20 protein-coding genes and 1 tRNA gene are annotated in these 17,563 nt (G+C 35.1%); 15 read left to right on the top strand and 6 right to left on the bottom strand.

Features of this window, described 5'->3' with window-relative positions; translation table 11 throughout:
* The first annotated feature begins 105 nt into the window (after window positions 1-105).
* From OO775_RS08665 to OO775_RS08645, 5 genes are all read left to right on the top strand, one after another.
* A complete protein-coding gene (locus OO775_RS08665) occupies window positions 106-357 on the top strand; it encodes a phosphopantetheine-binding protein (RefSeq protein WP_264846687.1) in 252 nt (83 codons plus the stop codon).
* Window positions 344-1,264: a lysophospholipid acyltransferase family protein gene (locus tag OO775_RS08660; protein WP_264846686.1), complete on the top strand. Its 921-nt coding sequence runs from the start codon at window positions 344-346 to the stop codon at window positions 1,262-1,264. Before OO775_RS08665 ends, OO775_RS08660 begins: the two co-directional genes overlap by 14 nt.
* A 182-nt stretch (window positions 1,265-1,446) precedes the next feature.
* Complete coding sequence (locus OO775_RS08655) at window positions 1,447-4,026, top strand: hypothetical protein (RefSeq protein ID WP_264846685.1); 2,580 nt, start codon at window positions 1,447-1,449, stop codon at window positions 4,024-4,026.
* Window positions 4,027-4,113: 87 nt separating this feature from the next.
* Window positions 4,114-5,013: a dialkylrecorsinol condensing enzyme DarA gene (locus tag OO775_RS08650; RefSeq protein WP_264846684.1), complete on the top strand. Its 900-nt coding sequence runs from the start codon at window positions 4,114-4,116 to the stop codon at window positions 5,011-5,013.
* Between the two features lie 113 nt (window positions 5,014-5,126).
* The gene (locus OO775_RS08645) at window positions 5,127-5,936 is read left to right on the top strand and encodes a hypothetical protein (protein ID WP_264846683.1); all 810 of its coding nucleotides are present in this window, start codon (window positions 5,127-5,129) and stop codon (window positions 5,934-5,936) included.
* A 53-nt stretch (window positions 5,937-5,989) separates the two neighbouring features.
* On the opposite strand, the gene OO775_RS08640 is transcribed toward OO775_RS08645, so the two are convergent.
* From OO775_RS08640 to OO775_RS08630, 3 genes are all read right to left on the bottom strand, one after another.
* Window positions 5,990-6,268 (bottom strand): SemiSWEET family transporter, encoded by a 279-nt coding sequence (locus OO775_RS08640; protein WP_264846682.1) that lies wholly within the window; start codon window positions 6,266-6,268, stop codon window positions 5,990-5,992.
* A gap of 219 nt (window positions 6,269-6,487) precedes the next feature.
* Window positions 6,488-6,561: transfer RNA gene (locus tag OO775_RS08635), tRNA-Arg, on the bottom strand.
* Window positions 6,562-6,567: 6 nt separating this feature from the next.
* Complete coding sequence (locus OO775_RS08630; protein ID WP_264846681.1) at window positions 6,568-7,017, bottom strand: GatB/YqeY domain-containing protein; 450 nt, start codon at window positions 7,015-7,017, stop codon at window positions 6,568-6,570.
* Between the two features lie 133 nt (window positions 7,018-7,150).
* Between OO775_RS08630 and rbfA the strand changes: the two genes are divergently transcribed.
* Together rbfA and OO775_RS08620 are read left to right on the top strand one after the other, a co-directional pair.
* Window positions 7,151-7,543, top strand: coding sequence for a 30S ribosome-binding factor RbfA (rbfA, locus tag OO775_RS08625; protein ID WP_264846680.1), 393 nt, complete (start codon window positions 7,151-7,153; stop codon window positions 7,541-7,543).
* A gap of 3 nt (window positions 7,544-7,546) precedes the next feature.
* On the top strand, window positions 7,547-8,749 hold the full coding sequence (locus tag OO775_RS08620; RefSeq protein ID WP_264846679.1) for an ABC transporter permease: 1,203 nt from the start codon (window positions 7,547-7,549) through the stop codon (window positions 8,747-8,749).
* A gap of 466 nt (window positions 8,750-9,215) precedes the next feature.
* On the opposite strand, the gene OO775_RS08615 is transcribed toward OO775_RS08620, so the two are convergent.
* Entirely contained in the window at window positions 9,216-10,340 is a 1,125-nt protein-coding gene (locus OO775_RS08615) for a TlpA family protein disulfide reductase (RefSeq protein ID WP_264846678.1), read from the bottom strand.
* A gap of 150 nt (window positions 10,341-10,490) precedes the next feature.
* Between OO775_RS08615 and OO775_RS14210 the strand changes: the two genes are divergently transcribed.
* Both OO775_RS14210 and OO775_RS08605 read left to right on the top strand, forming a co-directional pair.
* Window positions 10,491-10,604, top strand: coding sequence for a FeoB-associated Cys-rich membrane protein (locus OO775_RS14210; RefSeq protein ID WP_264846677.1), 114 nt, complete (start codon window positions 10,491-10,493; stop codon window positions 10,602-10,604).
* 9 nt (window positions 10,605-10,613) lie between these two features.
* Complete coding sequence (locus OO775_RS08605; RefSeq protein WP_264846676.1) at window positions 10,614-11,576, top strand: endonuclease/exonuclease/phosphatase family protein; 963 nt, start codon at window positions 10,614-10,616, stop codon at window positions 11,574-11,576.
* On the opposite strand, the gene msrB is transcribed toward OO775_RS08605, so the two are convergent.
* Entirely contained in the window at window positions 11,577-12,644 is a 1,068-nt protein-coding gene (gene msrB, locus OO775_RS08600; RefSeq protein WP_373874560.1) for a peptide-methionine (R)-S-oxide reductase MsrB, read from the bottom strand.
* A 187-nt stretch (window positions 12,645-12,831) separates the two neighbouring features.
* Here msrB and OO775_RS08595 point away from each other — a divergent pair, with 187 nt between their 5' ends.
* The gene (locus OO775_RS08595) at window positions 12,832-13,128 is read left to right on the top strand and encodes a hypothetical protein (RefSeq protein ID WP_264846675.1); all 297 of its coding nucleotides are present in this window, start codon (window positions 12,832-12,834) and stop codon (window positions 13,126-13,128) included.
* Window positions 13,129-13,215: 87 nt separating this feature from the next.
* Here the strand turns inward: OO775_RS08595 and OO775_RS08590 are convergent, their stop codons facing one another.
* Window positions 13,216-13,647 (bottom strand): cyclic nucleotide-binding domain-containing protein, encoded by a 432-nt coding sequence (locus tag OO775_RS08590; protein ID WP_264846674.1) that lies wholly within the window; start codon window positions 13,645-13,647, stop codon window positions 13,216-13,218.
* A gap of 194 nt (window positions 13,648-13,841) precedes the next feature.
* Between OO775_RS08590 and OO775_RS08585 the strand changes: the two genes are divergently transcribed.
* From OO775_RS08585 to OO775_RS08565, 5 genes are read left to right on the top strand one after another with little or no spacing between them, the layout of a single operon-like run.
* Entirely contained in the window at window positions 13,842-14,045 is a 204-nt protein-coding gene (locus OO775_RS08585) for a hypothetical protein (protein ID WP_264846673.1), read from the top strand.
* A gap of 12 nt (window positions 14,046-14,057) precedes the next feature.
* A complete protein-coding gene (locus OO775_RS08580) occupies window positions 14,058-14,237 on the top strand; it encodes a hypothetical protein (RefSeq protein ID WP_264846672.1) in 180 nt (59 codons plus the stop codon).
* 5 nt (window positions 14,238-14,242) lie between these two features.
* Window positions 14,243-14,893, top strand: coding sequence for an outer membrane protein assembly factor BamD (locus OO775_RS08575; RefSeq protein WP_264846671.1), 651 nt, complete (start codon window positions 14,243-14,245; stop codon window positions 14,891-14,893).
* Between the two features lie 6 nt (window positions 14,894-14,899).
* On the top strand, window positions 14,900-16,048 hold the full coding sequence (locus OO775_RS08570; RefSeq protein WP_264846670.1) for an HlyD family secretion protein: 1,149 nt from the start codon (window positions 14,900-14,902) through the stop codon (window positions 16,046-16,048).
* A 3-nt stretch (window positions 16,049-16,051) separates the two neighbouring features.
* Window positions 16,052-17,443, top strand: a complete 1,392-nt coding sequence (locus tag OO775_RS08565) for a TolC family protein (protein WP_264846669.1) — start codon at window positions 16,052-16,054, stop codon at window positions 17,441-17,443.
* Window positions 17,444-17,563 lie beyond the last annotated feature (120 nt).

Below are 17,563 nucleotides of genomic sequence, written 5' to 3'. Positions count from 1 at the left end.
AACTTTGAATAATTAACTTTTTCCAAATATTTTTTCTAATTTTGCATTTTGTAAATACTTTCCTTTTTGGGCAGAGTTAAAGTAAAATTAGAATGCTAAATAGTTATGAATAAGGACGAAATTATCAAAATTGTGGACGGATTTTTGGTTGATGAATTTGAAATAGAAAAACTGAGTATCACACCCACAGCCAATTTACGAGAAACACTAGACTTGGATAGTCTTGACTATGTTGATTTGGTTGTAATTATTGAAGATAATTTCGGGGTGAAACTTACTGAATCGGATTTCAAACACATTGTAACCTTTGATGATTTCTATGTAACAATAGAAAATAAAATCAATGCAAAACACTAATGATACAACAAATCGAAAATGGGCAGGTAAATCCAAAGGAACTCTTTTAGGATACCAGATTTTCGTTTTTTGTATCAAAAAATTGGGTGTACGTACAGCATACGTAGTTCTGTACTTTGTTGCATTTTATTATTTTATTTTCGAACGCAAATCAAATCGTTATTTGCAATATTACTTTGAAAAACGATTGGGATATTCTCATTGGAAAGCCACCAAAAAACGATATTGGAACTATTTTACCTTTGGGCAAACAATCATTGACAAAATAGCTATTAGTGTGGGACTTCGTCACAAATTCACTTACGAGTTTGACGGAATTGAAAATCTTCATAAATTGTTAAAAGCACGCAAGGGTGGTGTGCTTATAAGCGCTCATATTGGTAATTTTGAAATTGCAGAACATTTTTTTGCAGATATTGATTTCGATTATCAAATCAATATGGTAACGACAGACTTAGAGCATTCGGTTATTAAAGAATATTTGGAACGTATTTCTACTGAAAAATCAACAAATAAATTTATTTTTGTAAAATATGATATGTCTCATATTTATGAAATAAATAATGCTCTTTCTAACAATGAAATAATTTGTTTTACAGGCGATAGATATTTTCAAGGAACAAAATCGTTGCGGGGTACTCTTTTGGGCAAGGAAACAGACTTCCCCATAGGTCCTTTTTTGATTGCTTCTCGCTTGGGTGTCCCTGTAATTTTTGTCTATGTAATGAAAGAAACAGCCTCTCACTATCACTTGTATGCACGAGTGGCACAAACTAAGCATCGTGATTCGCAAGGATTGTTGAATGCTTATACTGAAAATATGCAACAAATGCTAGAAAAATATCCACTTCAATGGTTTAATTATTTTGATTTTTGGAATGATGATTCGTCTGACAAAGCTAAATAATATCGTAACTAGTGTTTATAAAATACAAAATCTGCGTATTTTAATAAAAGAAACTTCATGAAAAAAATTAAATTTCTTCCACGAAAAAATAAAAAATATTATAGGATAAGCTTTACTTTAAAAAATATTTTACTACTTTTACACTCGTTTGATACTAAACAATCAAACCGATACCCAAGAAAATGAAATACAACAACATACGCGAGGAAGAACTAAAAAACAAAGTAGGTGCCGAATGGTTTACCGACTTCAACACCACCGAAATCATTGGTAATATTGATTTTTCTGTATATCCGAAAGACGATACACTCTTTGCACGTATTCCCCTTTTATGGGCTGAAGCAAAAAGAAATACTTCCGAGGTAGTCGAAATGTTTGTACAGCTGCTACTGACTATCGGCAAGGCGAGAACTTTTGACAAAACCCTTCCGCCAGCCTTTCTTGGAGCATTCGACTTTCAGAAAATTGCCTTTGTGGCATACGATAGCATTCAGGATATCTTTTATATAAACGATTTTAACTGGAATGTAACCCCCTCTAACCACCAAACACGTGAGTTCAAACTCATTAAAGACCGTATCGAGGCAATACTCAATCTAAACGCCTTTATTTATGATTGGGAAAATGATGCCGAACAACTCCGTTTTTTCATCAAAAATAATCTGATACAAGGAAGTGAGCATAATAAAATAAAAATTGACAAAAACAACTTTTTCAATATCTATATGAAATGGGTTATGGTGGTAAAACCCATTATACAAATCGATTGGGATAACCTGAAAAAGCAAAACATTCTTGATAGCGATTTCTTCCTTGCTGATCTCTTTGTTGATGACAACAACACCCCCAACATAGAAGACGATGAGGCAATTCGCAAGAGTCTATTTGTAATATTTGAACATCAAGGATACAAAATTGCGAAAGAAAACCTCAGCAATCTATTTGGTTTCGATGCCTTTATTCGTATTGGCAATAAAGAAATTTATCAGAATTTCTGGAAAATCTACAAACGCCCACCTGTAGAGGCTTACCAAGAGTACATCATTGAACGGAGAGACCTCCTCGTGCCACAAGATATACGCGAACGCAAAGGGGCATTCTTTACCCCACGTCAATGGGTAGAGCTGTCGCAAAAATACCTCACCGATTATTTTGGGGAAGATTGGCAAGACAATTACTACATTTGGGATTGTGCCGCTGGTACGGGCAACCTTTTGGCAGGACTTTCCAACAAATACAACATTTACGCCTCTACCCTTGACCAAGCCGATGTCAATGTAATGCACGAAAGAGCCGAACACGGAGCTAACCTACTGAAAAACCACTGCTTTCAGTTTGATTTTCTGAATGACGAATTTGTACCGATTTCAAAAGGAGGCAAACTGCCTGACAGCCTTTTTGATATTATAAACAGCGAAGAAAAACGCAAAAAATTAGTCATCTATATTAACCCACCGTATGCGGAGGCAGGGAATGCAAAACAATTAGCAGGAACAGGAGAGAATAAAGCAGGAACAAGTATTGACAACAAAACTTACCAAAAATATAAAACAATAATTAAAAAAGGAGGAAATGAACTTTACGCCCAGTTTTTAATACGAATTTATTGTGAAATACCTCAATGCAAGATTGCAGAATTTTCAACTTTGAAAATTCTGCAATCTCCTAACTTTTCGGATTTCCGAAAGGTGTATCGAGCGAAGCTCGAAAAAATTTTTGTAGTTCCAGCCAATACTTTTGATAATGTTACGGGAGAATTTCCTATTGGTTTCAAAATTTGGAATAATGAAATTAAGGAAAATTTTAAGGAAATTATTTCTGATGTTTATAATAGAAAAGGATTTTATACTCAAGGTAAGGCTTTTTATAATACCGATGGCAAAAAACTTATAAGTGCTTGGAGTAAAACTTTTAGAAATCCCAATCTTCCAACCATTGGGCATCTCGCATCAAGAAATAACGACTTTCAAAATCAAAGAGCGGTTTTTATAGATAATTTCTTAAATAAAGATGGGGTAAAAGGAGGAGGAGTACACGAATTTTTTAACATAAATAATTTAAGTATTCTATCAATATTCTTCGCCGTACGCCATTGCATCGCTGCGGATTGGCTAAATGATAGAGACCAGTTTTTATATCCTAATGATAATTGGCAGACCGACACGGAGTTTCAGAGTGATTGTTTAGCGTTTACCCTTTTCCACGGGCAGAATAGAATAAGTTCCTCACCCCCCGCCCTCTCCGAAAGAGAGGGAGCTGTTCCTCCTTCGGGGGTTAGGGGGAACCACTGGATACCCTTTACGGAAGCAGAAGTCAATGCTCCCGAGCGGTTTGCCTCTCATTTTATGACCGATTTTATCAAAGGGAAAATCCAAGCCTCCCCTAACCCCTCCGAAGGAAGGGAAACTGGCTCACAAATGACAATGAATTTTGAACAATCAAAAGCTCCCTCTCTTTGGGAGAAAGCTGGGGCGCTTATTTTTTCAGAGGAAGCCACCGCCGTTTTCGATGCAGGGCGAGAGCTTTGGCGATACTATTACAGCCAAGAAAACATCAATGTAAATGCCTCGCTTTACGACATTCGCGAGTACTTCCAAGGACGGTCGGTAGCACTGACAGGCAATAATACCAAAGGGCGTATGAATAACAAAAGCGAAGACGAGCATTATAACCAGCTCATCGGCAACCTGCGCGAAGCTCTAAAAGTATTGGCTGAAAAAATACAACCCAAAGTGTATGAGTACGGATTTTTGAAAGCATAAATGTGTACAAACAAAGCATGCCTTATTTATATAAAATGAATTCTTGACCTTATATAAAACTTGAATATAGGTTTTTAAAGAAATAAAATGAAAAAAATATTAGTAATCTACTATACGCAAACAGGGCAACTTAAAGAGATTGTCGATCGTGTGGTTGCTCCTTTGCAAGTCAATTCTTCCATTTCTATTGATTATTATCAGATACTGATGGAAAAAGAGTATCCATTTCCTTGGTCAAGTGAAAGTTTTTTTGGTGCTTTTCCTGAATCATTTTTGCAAATAGCCCAACCGATTGTCCCTGTTGCATCTGACATTGTTTCAACAAACTATGATTTGATTATTCTGGCGTATCAGGTTTGGTTTCTATCGCCTTCTATACCTATTACTTCTTTTTTGAAAAGTCTTGAAGCTAAAAAAATATTAGCTCAAAAACCCGTATTGACCATTTCGGGAACGCGCAATATGTGGGTAATGGCACAACAGAAAATAAAAACGCTTCTGAGTCAAAACCAAGCTACTCTTATAGGAAATATAGCACTTACTGACCCACATATCAATCATATAAGTGTAATTACAATCGTTCATTGGATGTTTTCGGGTAAAAAGACAAAATATTTAGGTATTTTCCCCCGCCCTGGCGTTTCTGAAAAAGACATACAAGAGGCAGGTAAATTTGGAGAAGTACTTCTCCCCCATTTAGTATCAAATCATTACGAAGGATTACAAGACAAAATCATCGCTAACAAAGGAGTACAAACAAATCCATTTCTTATTTCGGCAGACAAAAAAGCCAATCATATTTTTCATTTTTGGGCAAAAAACGCCTATCAAAGTTCTTACCGAAAGCAATGGCTTAAAGGATTTCACTTATATTTGTATTTTGCTATTTGGATACTGATGCCCATTGTGTATATCTTTCATTTGCTCACATATCCCCTATTCTATCGACGTTTTAAAAAAGAATATAAAAATCGTTTGGGTATTTAATATTTTCAAATCATTTCTCTTTAAAATATTGATAAATACGAAAAATCTGTATGATTTATTTTTTTGTATGGTAAAAATTTTTACTTTTGTACAAATTCTAATTTATTTAAATAATGAGAAAAATATTTTTATTCCTTATTACTTTTTCGATTGCAGGTTTTGCACAAAAAAATAAAAATCATTGGCAAGTAGCTAAATTCAACGGAAAAGTAAAAACTTCTCACATTGTAGAATATCGACCAATGCTCAATGATAATGTTGGGAGCTCATACACTGAACAATTTACAACATTCAACACTATGGGAAACATTACCGAAATGGAACTAAACTTACAAGGTTCAAAAACCCGAATAGTGGAACAATACAATGATAAAAAGTTGATTGTCAAATCCGTTTCATATAATCCCGAAGGAGAAGTTGTTTTTTTAAACGAATTATCTTACGATGATAAAGGTAATAAAATAGAAGAAAAAGCATTATTCCCTGATGGTTCTCTTTTACAAAAAATTCTTTGGAAATACGATAATAAAGGAAATGAAATAGAGAAAAAACTTTGTAGTGCTGATAATTGTTTTGAACGAATAGTTTCTTCATACGATTCGAAAGGTAATGTAATAAAAGAATTAAAATACGACGAAAAACACCAACTTTTTGAAACAATTACCTACAACGATAAGAGAAATAATCGTACAGAAATTGTAGCTGTATATCCACAGGGCGAACTTATTCAGAAATTCACCTACAAGTTTGATAAACGCGGAAATGAAACCGAAGTTGTAGAATACGATGCAAGTAATATAATTATTGACAAAAAAACACTCACGTACCAATACGATAAAAAGAAAAATTGGATACTCAAAAAAGAGTATCTTGAAGATAAAATTGTTGCCAAATTTGAACAAACATTAGAGTATTTTAAATAATAACGAAACTAATTATTTATTTAAAAAAGGAGGAAATGGTTGTTTCCTCCTTTTTATATAAGTGCTGATATTGCTGCGGTAAATCCGAAAAAAACACCAGGCATATTGGCAAATGCTATTGGTAGGTCACGAGGCGTTTTAAAAAGTCCATAACATGTCCAAATGGTACAGTTAATTCCCGCTACAAGAGGTTGTATCCAAGGTCCTGTAGCATCACCAAGTGTTCTGCCAATTTGGTCTATATAAGCTACGTACATTGCCACAGACATTGCTGTACCTATCCAACCCAAGATAGAGATGAATTTATTCATTTTTTCTTCTTTTTTTTCCATTTCTTTTATATTTTTAATTGGAAACCTATCTAAATTTTTCTAAAAAGTAAAAGTTTCAAGAAATTTTAGTATTTTTATTTTGATGAAAATTTATCGGAAAAGTGTAAACAAGTTATTATCAATATTAAATTTTAGAATGCAAACAGATATAAAAAAACACCAATAAACACAAATTCTATTGATGTTTTAATTTTTTAACTTTAAATAAATAATCCTTTGTGACCGCAGGAGGATTCGAACCCCCAACCCTCAGAGCCGAAATCTGATATTCTATCCAGTTGAACTATGCGGCCTTATAGTTATGATAATAATTTCTTTACAATAGAAGAAATAAGTTTTCCGTCTGCCTTTCCAGCCAATTCTTTTGAAGCATTGCCCATTACTTTTCCCATGTCTTTCATTCCCGAAGCACCTACTTTTGCGATAATTTCTTTAATTATTTTTTCTACTTCTGTTTGGTCCAATTGCTTAGGTAGAAATTGCGAAATGATATCTGCTTGTGCCAATTCGGGCGTAGCTAAGTCTTTTCTTCCTTTTTGTTGATAAAGCAAAGCGCTTTCTTTGCGTTGTTTGACTAATTTTTGCAAAAGTTTTATTTCGTCTTCTTCTGACAATTCTCCCGAAGCTCCAGCTTCTGTATTTGCTAGTAAGATAGCTGATTTTATAGCTCGTAAAGACTCCAATGCCATGGTATCTTTGGCTTTCATAGCTTCTTTTAGGGCTTCAGTGATTTTGGTTTGTAAATTCATTTTTCAAAAATTGCGATTGCAAAGGTACAAATATTTTTCTTTTTCAGAAAAAGAAAAACGGATTTTTTATTGATTTTGATATTTAATTGACCAAAAATATTAAAATCTCGTACAAAACCATTACCTTTGCCCTATGGAAAGTAACAGACAGAAAAAAATAGCAGGAATATTACAAAAAGAATTGGCAGAAATTCTTCAAAAAGCAGTACGTCAAGGAGGATTAACCAATCTGATTATTTCGGTAACGAAAGTTCATATAACGGTTGATTTGACTATTGCTAAGGTTTATATCAGTATTTTTCCAAATGAAAAATCACAAGAGATAATAGCAGGAATACGCTCCAATGCGCATCTTATCAAACACGAAATAGCGCAACTTACTCGCCATCAACTTCGAAAAATGCCTGAATTGGAATTTTTCATAGATGATTCATTGGAATATCTAAACCAAATTGAACGTTCGCTTACAGGAGTTGATAATCCGATTGAAAACCCTGAATTACTTCAACGTCGTAAAAAATCGTAATATTTGAAAATATCTCTCTACATAGCATGGCGATATGTTAAGTCCAAAAGTTCGCAGAATGTAATAAATATTATCAATCGAATGTCTGCCTTTGTACTTATTATAGGAGGAGCTTCACTGATGATTGTTTTGGCAGGATTTGCAGGACTCAAAGCATTCAGTTTGTCATTTTCAACCTTTTTTGACCCTGATTTAAAAATTCTACCTAAAACAGGAAAATTTATTACGATTTCTCAAGAAAAATTGGATAAAATAAAACAATTAAAAGGAGTTATTGCTTATAGTCAAGTGCTGGAAGAACGCATTTTTCTAAGTCATAATCAGAAGAATTACATCGCATATATAAAAGGGGTAGATGAAAACTATCCGCAAGTAAATCAGGTAGATAGTATTTTGGTTGTACAACCTGATAACTGGTTTTTAGATGACAATTATGTAATTGTAGGTGATTATATTGCTCGAAATCTAAATTTGGGGCTTCATACCTCTTTGTCTCCTTTACAGATTATTGTTCCAAAATCAGGCAAAGGGAGTATTACTTCTGACACACGACCTTACCGAGAGGAGTTGGTTTTGGTTTCTGATTATTATCGAGTAACCGAAGATTTAGATGGGAAATATGTTTTCGCTTCTTTGCCCTTGGCACAGCGTCTTTTAGGGCTTTCCGAAAAAGAAATTTCTGGAATTGAGTTAAAAATTGATTCAAAAGACTCTGAAAAAGAAGTTGTATCACGAATAAACACCCTTTTTGACAATTCTGTAATTGTTAAAAATCGAATGGAACTTAATGAAGACTTGCACAAAATGTTCAATACAGAAAACTTAGCCACGTATCTTATTTTTACGCTTGTACTGATTGTTGCATTGTTTAATTTGGTCGGAGCGATTATTATGATGATTCTTGACAAACATCATAATCTGAAAACACTTTATGCATTGGGAGTTACAACTTACAAACTGAAACAAATTTTCTTCTTGCAAGGATTTTTAATTTCGCTTATTGGAGCCATATGTGGTGTAATATTAGGGGTTTGCATTGCTTGGTTTCAACAGAAATATCATTTACTTTTGATAAATCCTAACTCACTTACCCCTATTCCTTATCCGATTGAAATTAACGCAATAGATGTTTTTATCGTATTTTGTACTATTTTGATACTTGGCACCATAGCCTCATGGATTGGTTCAAGGCGTATTCAATTCTAAGAAAAAGAATATCAAATTCTAAATTTTCTATGTATTTTTGTTTTTTACTTTTTTGTATTTGAGATTATGGTAATACATTTTTTTAATAAAATTTTTATTTTTCTTAAAACCAAGCATTTACATTAGAAAAAGGAGATTCTAATATACTCAATTTTATATTTTCTAAGTTGTTTTTAAGTATATTGAATCTAATTAATTTAGTTTGCTTTGATAAAAATAATGCCTTCTTTTGGGTGTTTTATTATACCATTTTCGATATATTTATGTATGCTATATCCATAATACCTGTTATTGTAAAAAAGTTTCATTGGTTATATTTTCATTATTAAACTATTTTATTTGATCATTTGTAAATCGTATCAAAAACTAGTTTTTCAGATAAATTCTTATTTGATTTTTTAAATTTTGTTTGTGATTGACAAGATAATAATACAACTTCTCAATGCAATTAGCTCCAATTTTTCAATCAATTAAAAATATAAATAGGAAAACTACCTTTTTGTAAATTTGTTTTAAATCCATAATCATTCAAATTACTGATTAACAAATCTTTAAACCGATAATGAACCTGCCAATCATAAGGATAAGAATTGATATATTGGTTTTGATTCATAAGTTGAATAGGTATATTGTGCAATTCGGAAATCAAAGCCAATATTTCGCGGATACTCATATTGTCGGCTGTTATTTGATTGTCATCAACCAAAAATTTAGCATTGGGAGTCCCCCAATTTATTTGTTTTTTATCCCAAAGTAAATCATATGAAACAAGTGTAACTTCAAGGATTTCATCTGTTTTTTGAGTTTGTTCACTTTTGAGTCCCAATTGTTTTTTTATAGCAGAAACAATTTCGTTTTTATCAGCTTGTTGATTGATGATAAGTTGATAAGATTGATTTAAAGGTTTGCGAACTTGTACCTGTTGCTGACCAGTATCTAACAAATATGCCAAAATTTGTTGCAAAGAGCCTTTAACAGAAGTCAATTGGTCATTGAGTTGCTCAACAATAGGTAATGTTTGCGGATTGTAAGTAATCTCATTTAACTTGTAATCTCCTTCTATTTCAATTGATTGTATCGTTTCTGTTTCGTATGATTTATATTGTAAAAAATTATAAATCGGAACTTTTCTTTGATTTTGTCGTAAAAATTGGTCTATCTGTCTGTCTTTAAGGTCAGCAGGATTGCCTCTCCATATAATTTTTCCTTCAGCATTGAGCAATACCCCCGAAGGCAAAGCTCTGATATTGTATTGTTTAAAATTTTGATTATCATAATCAAGACTTACAGCGAGTTTGGTTTTGTGCCGTTTCAAAAATTTTTCAACAATCTCAGGATTTTCTTCCGAGAGAGAAAGTACATACAATTCTTTAGCATATTTGGCTTGAACTACGTTGAGATATTCTGAAACAGTAATACAAGGGGCACACCAAGTAGCCCAGAAATCTATCAAAAAAAGTTGCTTATCATCAGGGCTTGCTAATTGCGAATATTGCATTCGCTTTGACATAACTATCTGTGGGCTTTCACTTTGAGCTTGTATGTAATGGATAGACAATAAGCTGTATAGTATAAATTGAAAATATTTCATAAATCAGTCATTTTTAGATGTTTTCAGTATTTTGTCATTACAAAAACTTTGCCAAAGATACGAAAAAATAGATAAAAACCAAGTAACTCAAAGTAGCGACAACTTTTTCAATATATTTTTGTACCTTTGCCTAAACAAAAATCCTTTCTTATGCAAGAATTTATTGTATATACAGCACTTGCTGTTGCAGTTGTTTTTCTTTTGCGAAAAATTTTTTTCACTAAAAAAAACAAATGTGGTAACGGAAATTGTAAATGTGGATAATGTACTTATATGATAATCCGAACTATTGCCTTTTATAATGTAGAAAATCTTTTTGATATTTTCAGTAACTCATACGCACAAGATGATGATTTCACTCCGGAGGGAAAATTTGCATGGACTCAGAGCAAATATAATGACCATCTAAACAAAATCGCGCACGTAATTTCCAAAATAGGAAAAAAAGAACGTAAATCAGCTCCTGACATTGTTGGACTTGCCGAAGTCGAAAATAAAAATGTTCTGAAAGACTTAATTCGTACCAAAGCACTTGCTCCATATAATTACGGATTTATTCATTATAACTCTCCCGATGCTCGCGGAATTGATGTAGCTCTTTTGTACAAAAAATCGGTCTTTACACCTACACATCACAGTACGCATCCTTTGGAATTGTACAATGAAAAAGGTGCACGTATTTTCACGCGTGACATACTTGCAGTTTCGGGTTTGTTAGATGGAGAAGAGATACATTTTATAGTAAATCATTGGCCATCTCGTAGAGAAGGGAAAAAGAAAACTCGAAAACGCCGTGAAGTTGCTGCTTTACTGAACAAATCTCTTATAGAAGGGTTTCAGCAACACAATCCAAAAGCAAAGATTATAAGCATGGGCGACTTTAACGACAATGCCTTTGATACAAGTTTTAAGCATATTTTAAAAACTAAAGGAAAACGAAAAGAAGTATCTGAGCAAGATTTGTTCAACCCGATGGAAGCTATGTATCAAAGAGGTATGGGTACACTTGTTTTTGAAGGGAAATGGGATTTGTTCGACCAAATGTACTTTACAGGAACACTTTTATACACTACCAAAGGAACATTTTATTTTGTAAAATCGTATGTTTTTAACCCATCTTATCTGTTGTACGATAATGGACTAAAACCCATAGCACCTCGCCGTAGTATGACAAAGGGCAGATATACAGGAGGTTATTCAGATCATTTGCCTGTATATCTGTTACTAAAAAAATAATTATTTTACAAGTGAAATATAATCTGCATATCCTTCTTTTTCCATTTCTTCTTTGGGAATAAATCGCAAAGAAGCACTATTGATACAATAACGCAAACCTCCTAATTCTTTGGGTCCGTCATCAAATACGTGTCCAAGATGCGAATTACCTGTTTTACTTCTAACTTCAATTCGTTGCATTCCGTGTGAAGTATCTGTTTTTTCTTTTATTAAATTCTTATCAATAGGTTTTGAAAAACTTGGCCAACCACACCCCGAATCAAACTTGTCAGATGAAACAAATAAAGGCTCACCCGTAGTAATATCTACGTAAATTCCTTGACGAAATTCGTTCCAATATTCATTTTTGAAAGGACGTTCAGTAGCATTCTCTTGTGTTACAGCATATTGTTCTGCCGTTAGTTGTTTTTTTAGTGTTTCTTCATTGGGTTTTTGAAACGATTTAACAGGATTTGCTTTACGAGCCAAATCAAACAATTCTGTTGATATATGACAATATCCTCCCGGATTTTTATCTAAATACGCCTGATGATATTCCTCTGCTCTGTAAAAATTATCTAACGGAAGTACTTCTATTACAATAGGTTGCGAATATTTTTTAGCCAATTCAGAAATAGACGCCTGAATAATAGGCAAATCGGAAGTGTTTTTGTAATAAATTCCTGTTCGATACTGCGTACCAATATCATTACCTTGCTTGTTCAGCGAAGTTGGGTCAATTGTTTTGAAATATAAGTCAATTAGTTTTTCTAAATTGATATTTTTTCTATGATATACAACTTTGACTGTTTCTGCAAAACCCGTATCGCCTGAACTAACTTGTTTGTAGGTTGGATTTTTAATTTTTCCATTGGCATAACCAACTTCGGTTGAAATAACACCTCGTATTTGTTTAAAAAAATGCTCTGTCCCCCAAAAACAGCCTCCTGCGAAATAAATTTCTGATTTATTTTCTTTTTGAATTTCTTTCATATCGTTATTTGTTTGATTTTCTACTCGATGGGTTGGTTTTCCATTACAACTAATAGTCCATATCAAAATCAAATGCAAAAATAAAAAATTCTTCATAACAAATAAAACTTTTTTATAAATTAAACAGCTTTTTTTACTATTGATGTCGATAAAAATTCTGAAACCTGACAAATTTATGACTTTTATTTTAAATGTACAAAAACAGCCAACAGATAAATTTAGTTGGCTTTGTTTATAATAGAATCTAAAATTACTTCCGACTACTCTGAAAGTCTCTCGACAAGTGTCCGCAAGATTTCCGACTACTCCGAAAGATTCCCAATGTTTCCAATGGACGATTGTAGGGGCGTATGCAATACACCCAATGATAATATGGATTGATATTGAAAAGGGCGTATATAATTGCTTCGCCAATTCACTTCGTTCGGGTCGCCCCTACGATATTTCATTAACAATTAATCATCTATTCAGCCGTTTTACGATACGCGAAAGGGAATTGGGTGAGATTCCCAAAAAGCTGGCGAGGTACTTACGCAAGGGGCGAGTGGGCAAACTCGGGCGTATCTTGCCGATGTTTTGAAAACGCTCCTCGGGCGACTCTTCGATGAACGCCTCCAAGCGGTAGATAAACGCCATCACCACATTTTTCAGTGCCGTGTGGTAGAAGTCAAAAGCGTAGGTGTTGGTACGGGCGGCGGTCTCCAATTGTCTGAACGAAATGCAGCTCACCTCCACATCGGTCAGGGCTTCGAAGGTGTATTTGGTGGACTTCTCTTCCATCAGCAGACATTCGGGAGCGGCAAAAAAGAAGCCTTCTTCGGGTAGGAAAACCTCTGGCAAATCCTTTGGTAAGGAAGTAAATATACTTGTCGTTTGTGCCTTCTTTGATGATGATTTCGCCTTTTCGGAAGGTTTTAAAGGTCGTTAGTTTTTCTAAAAGAAGCGCGTCATTCTCCTCCCAAGTGTTGTATTTTGTCTGTAAAGTATTGCCCCAATCCATTATAATACAAAACTGATTTAGTCGCAAAAATACATTTTTTTCATAAAATGCTATTCTTTTGTATATTTTGGAATGGATTTTTTTCGGAGAATTTTTCAATAAGGATTTTTTTTGTATTTTTTCTAAAAAAAATCTATTTTACAACAAACTGATAACCAAGTATTTACCCCTTCTCATTTATATTTTAAACCTTTGTGTATCAAAAAATTAACTTTTGTATATTTTTTATTACAAAAAAAATTGTCCCTTTGCCCCTCGAATTCTGCATATTTTTCTAAATTAAATTTTTATATATGACCAAAAAAGTTATTGTACTTAGTATGCTACTGCTTTTTCAGTCCACTTATGCGTTTAGTGGCGAAACTGCCGACAAAGTAGCCGATTTTATGACTTGGGTAGTGATTATCCTCTTGCCCATAGGTGGGATTTACCTGTTTTGGCAAGCACACATTTACCCCGAAAAAGTAGCCGAAAAGAAGCATCACCCACAGCTGTAAGCCATCAAAACAATGTGTTTGCTATCGCTTTTCTTTGGCGGATTGCTTTGGCCTGTTGCCTTAATCTGGGCAAATTACAACTACGGCGACAAAAAAGCTAAAAAACACAAAGAAGAAATAGAACCCACAGAAAATCAACCTATTAAAATACCAGTGGAAACAAATAAAACAGAAGAAATAAAACAATTTTAAGAAAAATGAGAAAAATAAATATCATCACATTATTAGGCGTTTTTACACTTTTATTGGTTTCTTGCGGAAGCACATCAACTCTAAAAAGTAGCTGGGTAAAAGAAAAATACACTTTCGCCAACGATAAAGCAGAAAAAGTATTCTTGGTAGCCATCGCCAAAGACGAATCTATCCGCAATCGTGTGGAAGACGAAATGAGAAATGCTTTCTACGGAAATGTTCCAAAAGTACAGGTTTCGTATCCGTTCATAAAATACGGTACAGACACAAAAGAAATGGTGGAACTGATAGAATTAGGAAATTTTACGCACATTGTTACAATGCGTATCGCCGATGTAAAAAAAGATATTAACTATACACTAGGCACTTATTACACAGGTGGTTACGGATATTATCCTTCGTATTATGGTTACTACGGAACTTACTTCGGAAGAGTGTGGCCATCATCATACTATGCACCAGCTTCTTACGAAGAATCAGTAGAATATACCATCGAAACCAATGTCTATTCCACCAAAGAAAAAGCCTTGGTATACTCGGCAATGACTTCTTCTTTCAAAGGGTCAGGACTTAACGAAACCATTTCGGCTACTTTGCAAACCGTAGCAAAAGATTTACAAAACAAAGGATTGGTAGCAACCCCTAATAAAAAATAATATAAAATGTTAGAGTTAATTATCGCTATATATGCAGGAATTTGTTGGCTTTTGATTAAAAAATTAAAGCTCATTCCTTGGACATTTACCACACAAGTTATTGTGTATTCACGGATTTTCGGGTCTATTGCAATGATTTTGAGTTTGAACTATTACACGCCGATTACTTCGGATGTACGCGTAGGAAATCGTAGTGTGGACATCGCCAGCCAAATTACAGGAAAGGTAAAAAAAGTATATGTAGAAACTAATCAAGAAGTAAAGAAAGGAGATACGCTTTTTGTGTTGGATAAAACGCCTTTCGTGCAAGAAATCAAATCGTTAGAAGCAAAAATAGAATCTACTCTTGCGACGGTCAATTCGTATGACAAAGACATCGCCGCTTCACGAAGCCAAATTTCATCGATACAAACTCAATTGGATTTGGCAAACAAACGCGTTACCCAATTTCAAGAATTAGTTGCGGCAGGAGCAGCCAATCGTTTTGACCTTGACCAAGCCATCACCACGGCTCACAATTTACAAGCTCAATTGGCAACCGCTCAATCGCAAATGCAGTCGTTACAAATCAAATCGAGCGTAGTACACAACGGCGAAAACGCTTCGGTATCGGAACTTAGAGCCAAATTGGAACAAGCACGTTGGAATTTAGACCAAACCGTAGTACTCGCACCAACAGACGGAATTATTCCGAACGTACAGCTCAACGAAGGAGCGTTGTTATTGCCAATGAAATCGGCTTTTGTGTTGATTCAAAAACAACAATCGGTAATCGGATATTTTGCACAAAACGAATTACAAGCCGTAAAACCAGGTGATGAAGTAGAAATTGCCCTCAGAACCAAACCAGGGAAAGTGGTAAAAGCCAAATTGGAATATGTAATCGAGGCAACCAATCAAGGGATTATGAACAACGCTACAAGTGCCTTATCGGGAAGTACTTCGGGGATTCCGAATACCGCACAGCCATTGCCAGAAATCGAATCGCGATTGATAGCAAAATTTGTGTTGAGCGAAAACCATCCGCCACTTACCACAGGTGCCAGAGGTACAGCCGTGATTTATTCGGATAATATCAAGCCGTTGCATTTGGTACGAAAAGTAATGGTGCGTATGACAAGTAATATGAATTATTTCATTCCTAAATTACACTAATCAATGAAGTCAAAAATCATTTCCTTGTCTGTGGTGGCATTGTGTTGCTCATCGTGTTTGATGTACAAAGAAGTTTCGCCCGAAAGAACGGACGAGCTGAAAGCATCGGCAAAGAGTATGCAGAATGTCAAAATTTCAGACAAATGGATTACCGATAGAAATTCATCAACGGATTTTTCATTCGATTGGATTAACGATTTGAAAGACCCGCAGCTCGATGCCCTCATCACAGAGGCTCATCAGTACAACGCCGATATGATCATCGCTCAGGAGCAACTCACCCAAGCCGAATTGGCAATGCAAATCGCAGCGAGCAACCTCTATCCGAGCGTAAATGCCGTAGCCAATACCACCAACAACCTTATCAAAGGAAGTCATATTCACAACTTAGCATTGAAAGCCAATTGGGAATTGGACATTTGGGGAAAGAACAAATCGGGGCAAATGGCAAATCAGGCTCAGTATTTTTCATTGAAATATCAAAACGAAAAACTGAAACAATCCATCACGGCGATGGTGTGCAAAGCCTACTTTCTGAGTGTAGCAGGGCATATCCAACAGGAGAAAGTGGCTCATTTTCTTACTTTGACCCAAGATTTGGAAAAACTCTACACGCTTAGAGCCAAAGTAGGAACGGCAAACGCCATCGATGTGTCGAACATTCGCTCGGAGATTATCGCTTTGGAAGGACAGTTGGAACGCATCCAAAACGCCAACCGCGAGGCAAAACGCACCTTGGAACTGCTCACCAGCAAATATCCGCAAGGAACGCAACCCACCGCCGAACAATTTACCCAGCTGAAAACCGCTTTGCCCGAGAGTTTCCCTTTTTCATTATTGGAAAACAGACCCGATGTATTGGCAAATCAGTATTTGATAGAAAGTGCTTTTTACCAAGTGCAAGAGGCAAAACTTTCGCGACTTCCGTCTATCAACATTGGACTATCGGAAGGAGCGGCTTTTACCAATATCGACGCTTTAAATACTTTGTATTCCAATCCGTTGGTAAATTTGGGCGGAGGCGTTGTAGCACCGATTTTCAATTACGGAGCTTTGAAACGAAATGTAGAAATCCGCAACTCGCAAGAGCGTCAGGCAGTGGAAATGTACGCCAAAACGATGCTTAATGCCTTGGCAGAAGTAGAATCGGCGATGAGCAACAGCGTTTCGATAGAAAAGCAAATCGACTTCGGACAAAGAGCCGTTGCCGAGCTGGAAAAGAACATAACCCTCACCAAAAAACAAATCCAAGTGGGTACGGCAGACAGCTTTATCCTTTTGCAAAAACAACGCAATTTGCTTCGTAAAGAAATGAGCCTTATCGATTTGGAATTGCAAAACCGCATCGAGCGTATCAACCTGTATATGGCGTTGGGCGGCGGACAAGCGTGGTAAATTGATTCCTCCTTCAAAGGGGGATTTTGTGAAGTAACCATTTAAAATTACTACAATAATTCATAACGCTTCGACTCCGCTCAGCGTGACAAACCTCCTGTCAGGCTGAGCGAAGTCGAA

It is taken from the genome of Capnocytophaga catalasegens (assembly GCF_026005215.1).
Lineage (GTDB): Bacteria > Bacteroidota > Bacteroidia > Flavobacteriales > Flavobacteriaceae > Capnocytophaga > Capnocytophaga catalasegens.
Note: the sequence above shows the minus strand (reverse complement) of the source record. Positions and strands in the feature narration are given on the sequence as shown.

Bases quoted from the DNA above. Each gene is read 5' to 3' on its own strand.
- OO775_RS08665 (WP_264846687.1), top strand. From the start codon at position 106: ATGAATAAGGACGAAATTATCAAAATTGTGGACGGATTTTTGGTTGAT.
- OO775_RS08660 (WP_264846686.1), top strand. From the start codon at position 344: ATGCAAAACACTAATGATACAACAAATCGAAAATGGGCAGGTAAATCC.
- OO775_RS08655 (WP_264846685.1), top strand. From the start codon at position 1,447: ATGAAATACAACAACATACGCGAGGAAGAACTAAAAAACAAAGTAGGT.
- OO775_RS08650 (WP_264846684.1), top strand. From the start codon at position 4,114: ATGAAAAAAATATTAGTAATCTACTATACGCAAACAGGGCAACTTAAA.
- OO775_RS08645 (WP_264846683.1), top strand. From the start codon at position 5,127: ATGAGAAAAATATTTTTATTCCTTATTACTTTTTCGATTGCAGGTTTT.
- OO775_RS08640 (WP_264846682.1), bottom strand. From the start codon at position 6,268: ATGGAAAAAAAAGAAGAAAAAATGAATAAATTCATCTCTATCTTGGGT.
- OO775_RS08630 (WP_264846681.1), bottom strand. From the start codon at position 7,017: ATGAATTTACAAACCAAAATCACTGAAGCCCTAAAAGAAGCTATGAAA.
- rbfA (WP_264846680.1), top strand. From the start codon at position 7,151: ATGGAAAGTAACAGACAGAAAAAAATAGCAGGAATATTACAAAAAGAA.
- OO775_RS08615 (WP_264846678.1), bottom strand. From the start codon at position 10,340: ATGAAATATTTTCAATTTATACTATACAGCTTATTGTCTATCCATTAC.
- OO775_RS14210 (WP_264846677.1), top strand. From the start codon at position 10,491: ATGCAAGAATTTATTGTATATACAGCACTTGCTGTTGCAGTTGTTTTT.
- OO775_RS08605 (WP_264846676.1), top strand. From the start codon at position 10,614: ATGATAATCCGAACTATTGCCTTTTATAATGTAGAAAATCTTTTTGAT.
- msrB (WP_373874560.1), bottom strand. From the start codon at position 12,644: ATGAAGAATTTTTTATTTTTGCATTTGATTTTGATATGGACTATTAGT.
- OO775_RS08585 (WP_264846673.1), top strand. From the start codon at position 13,842: ATGACCAAAAAAGTTATTGTACTTAGTATGCTACTGCTTTTTCAGTCC.
- OO775_RS08580 (WP_264846672.1), top strand. From the start codon at position 14,058: ATGTGTTTGCTATCGCTTTTCTTTGGCGGATTGCTTTGGCCTGTTGCC.
- OO775_RS08575 (WP_264846671.1), top strand. From the start codon at position 14,243: ATGAGAAAAATAAATATCATCACATTATTAGGCGTTTTTACACTTTTA.
- OO775_RS08570 (WP_264846670.1), top strand. From the start codon at position 14,900: ATGTTAGAGTTAATTATCGCTATATATGCAGGAATTTGTTGGCTTTTG.
- OO775_RS08565 (WP_264846669.1), top strand. From the start codon at position 16,052: ATGAAGTCAAAAATCATTTCCTTGTCTGTGGTGGCATTGTGTTGCTCA.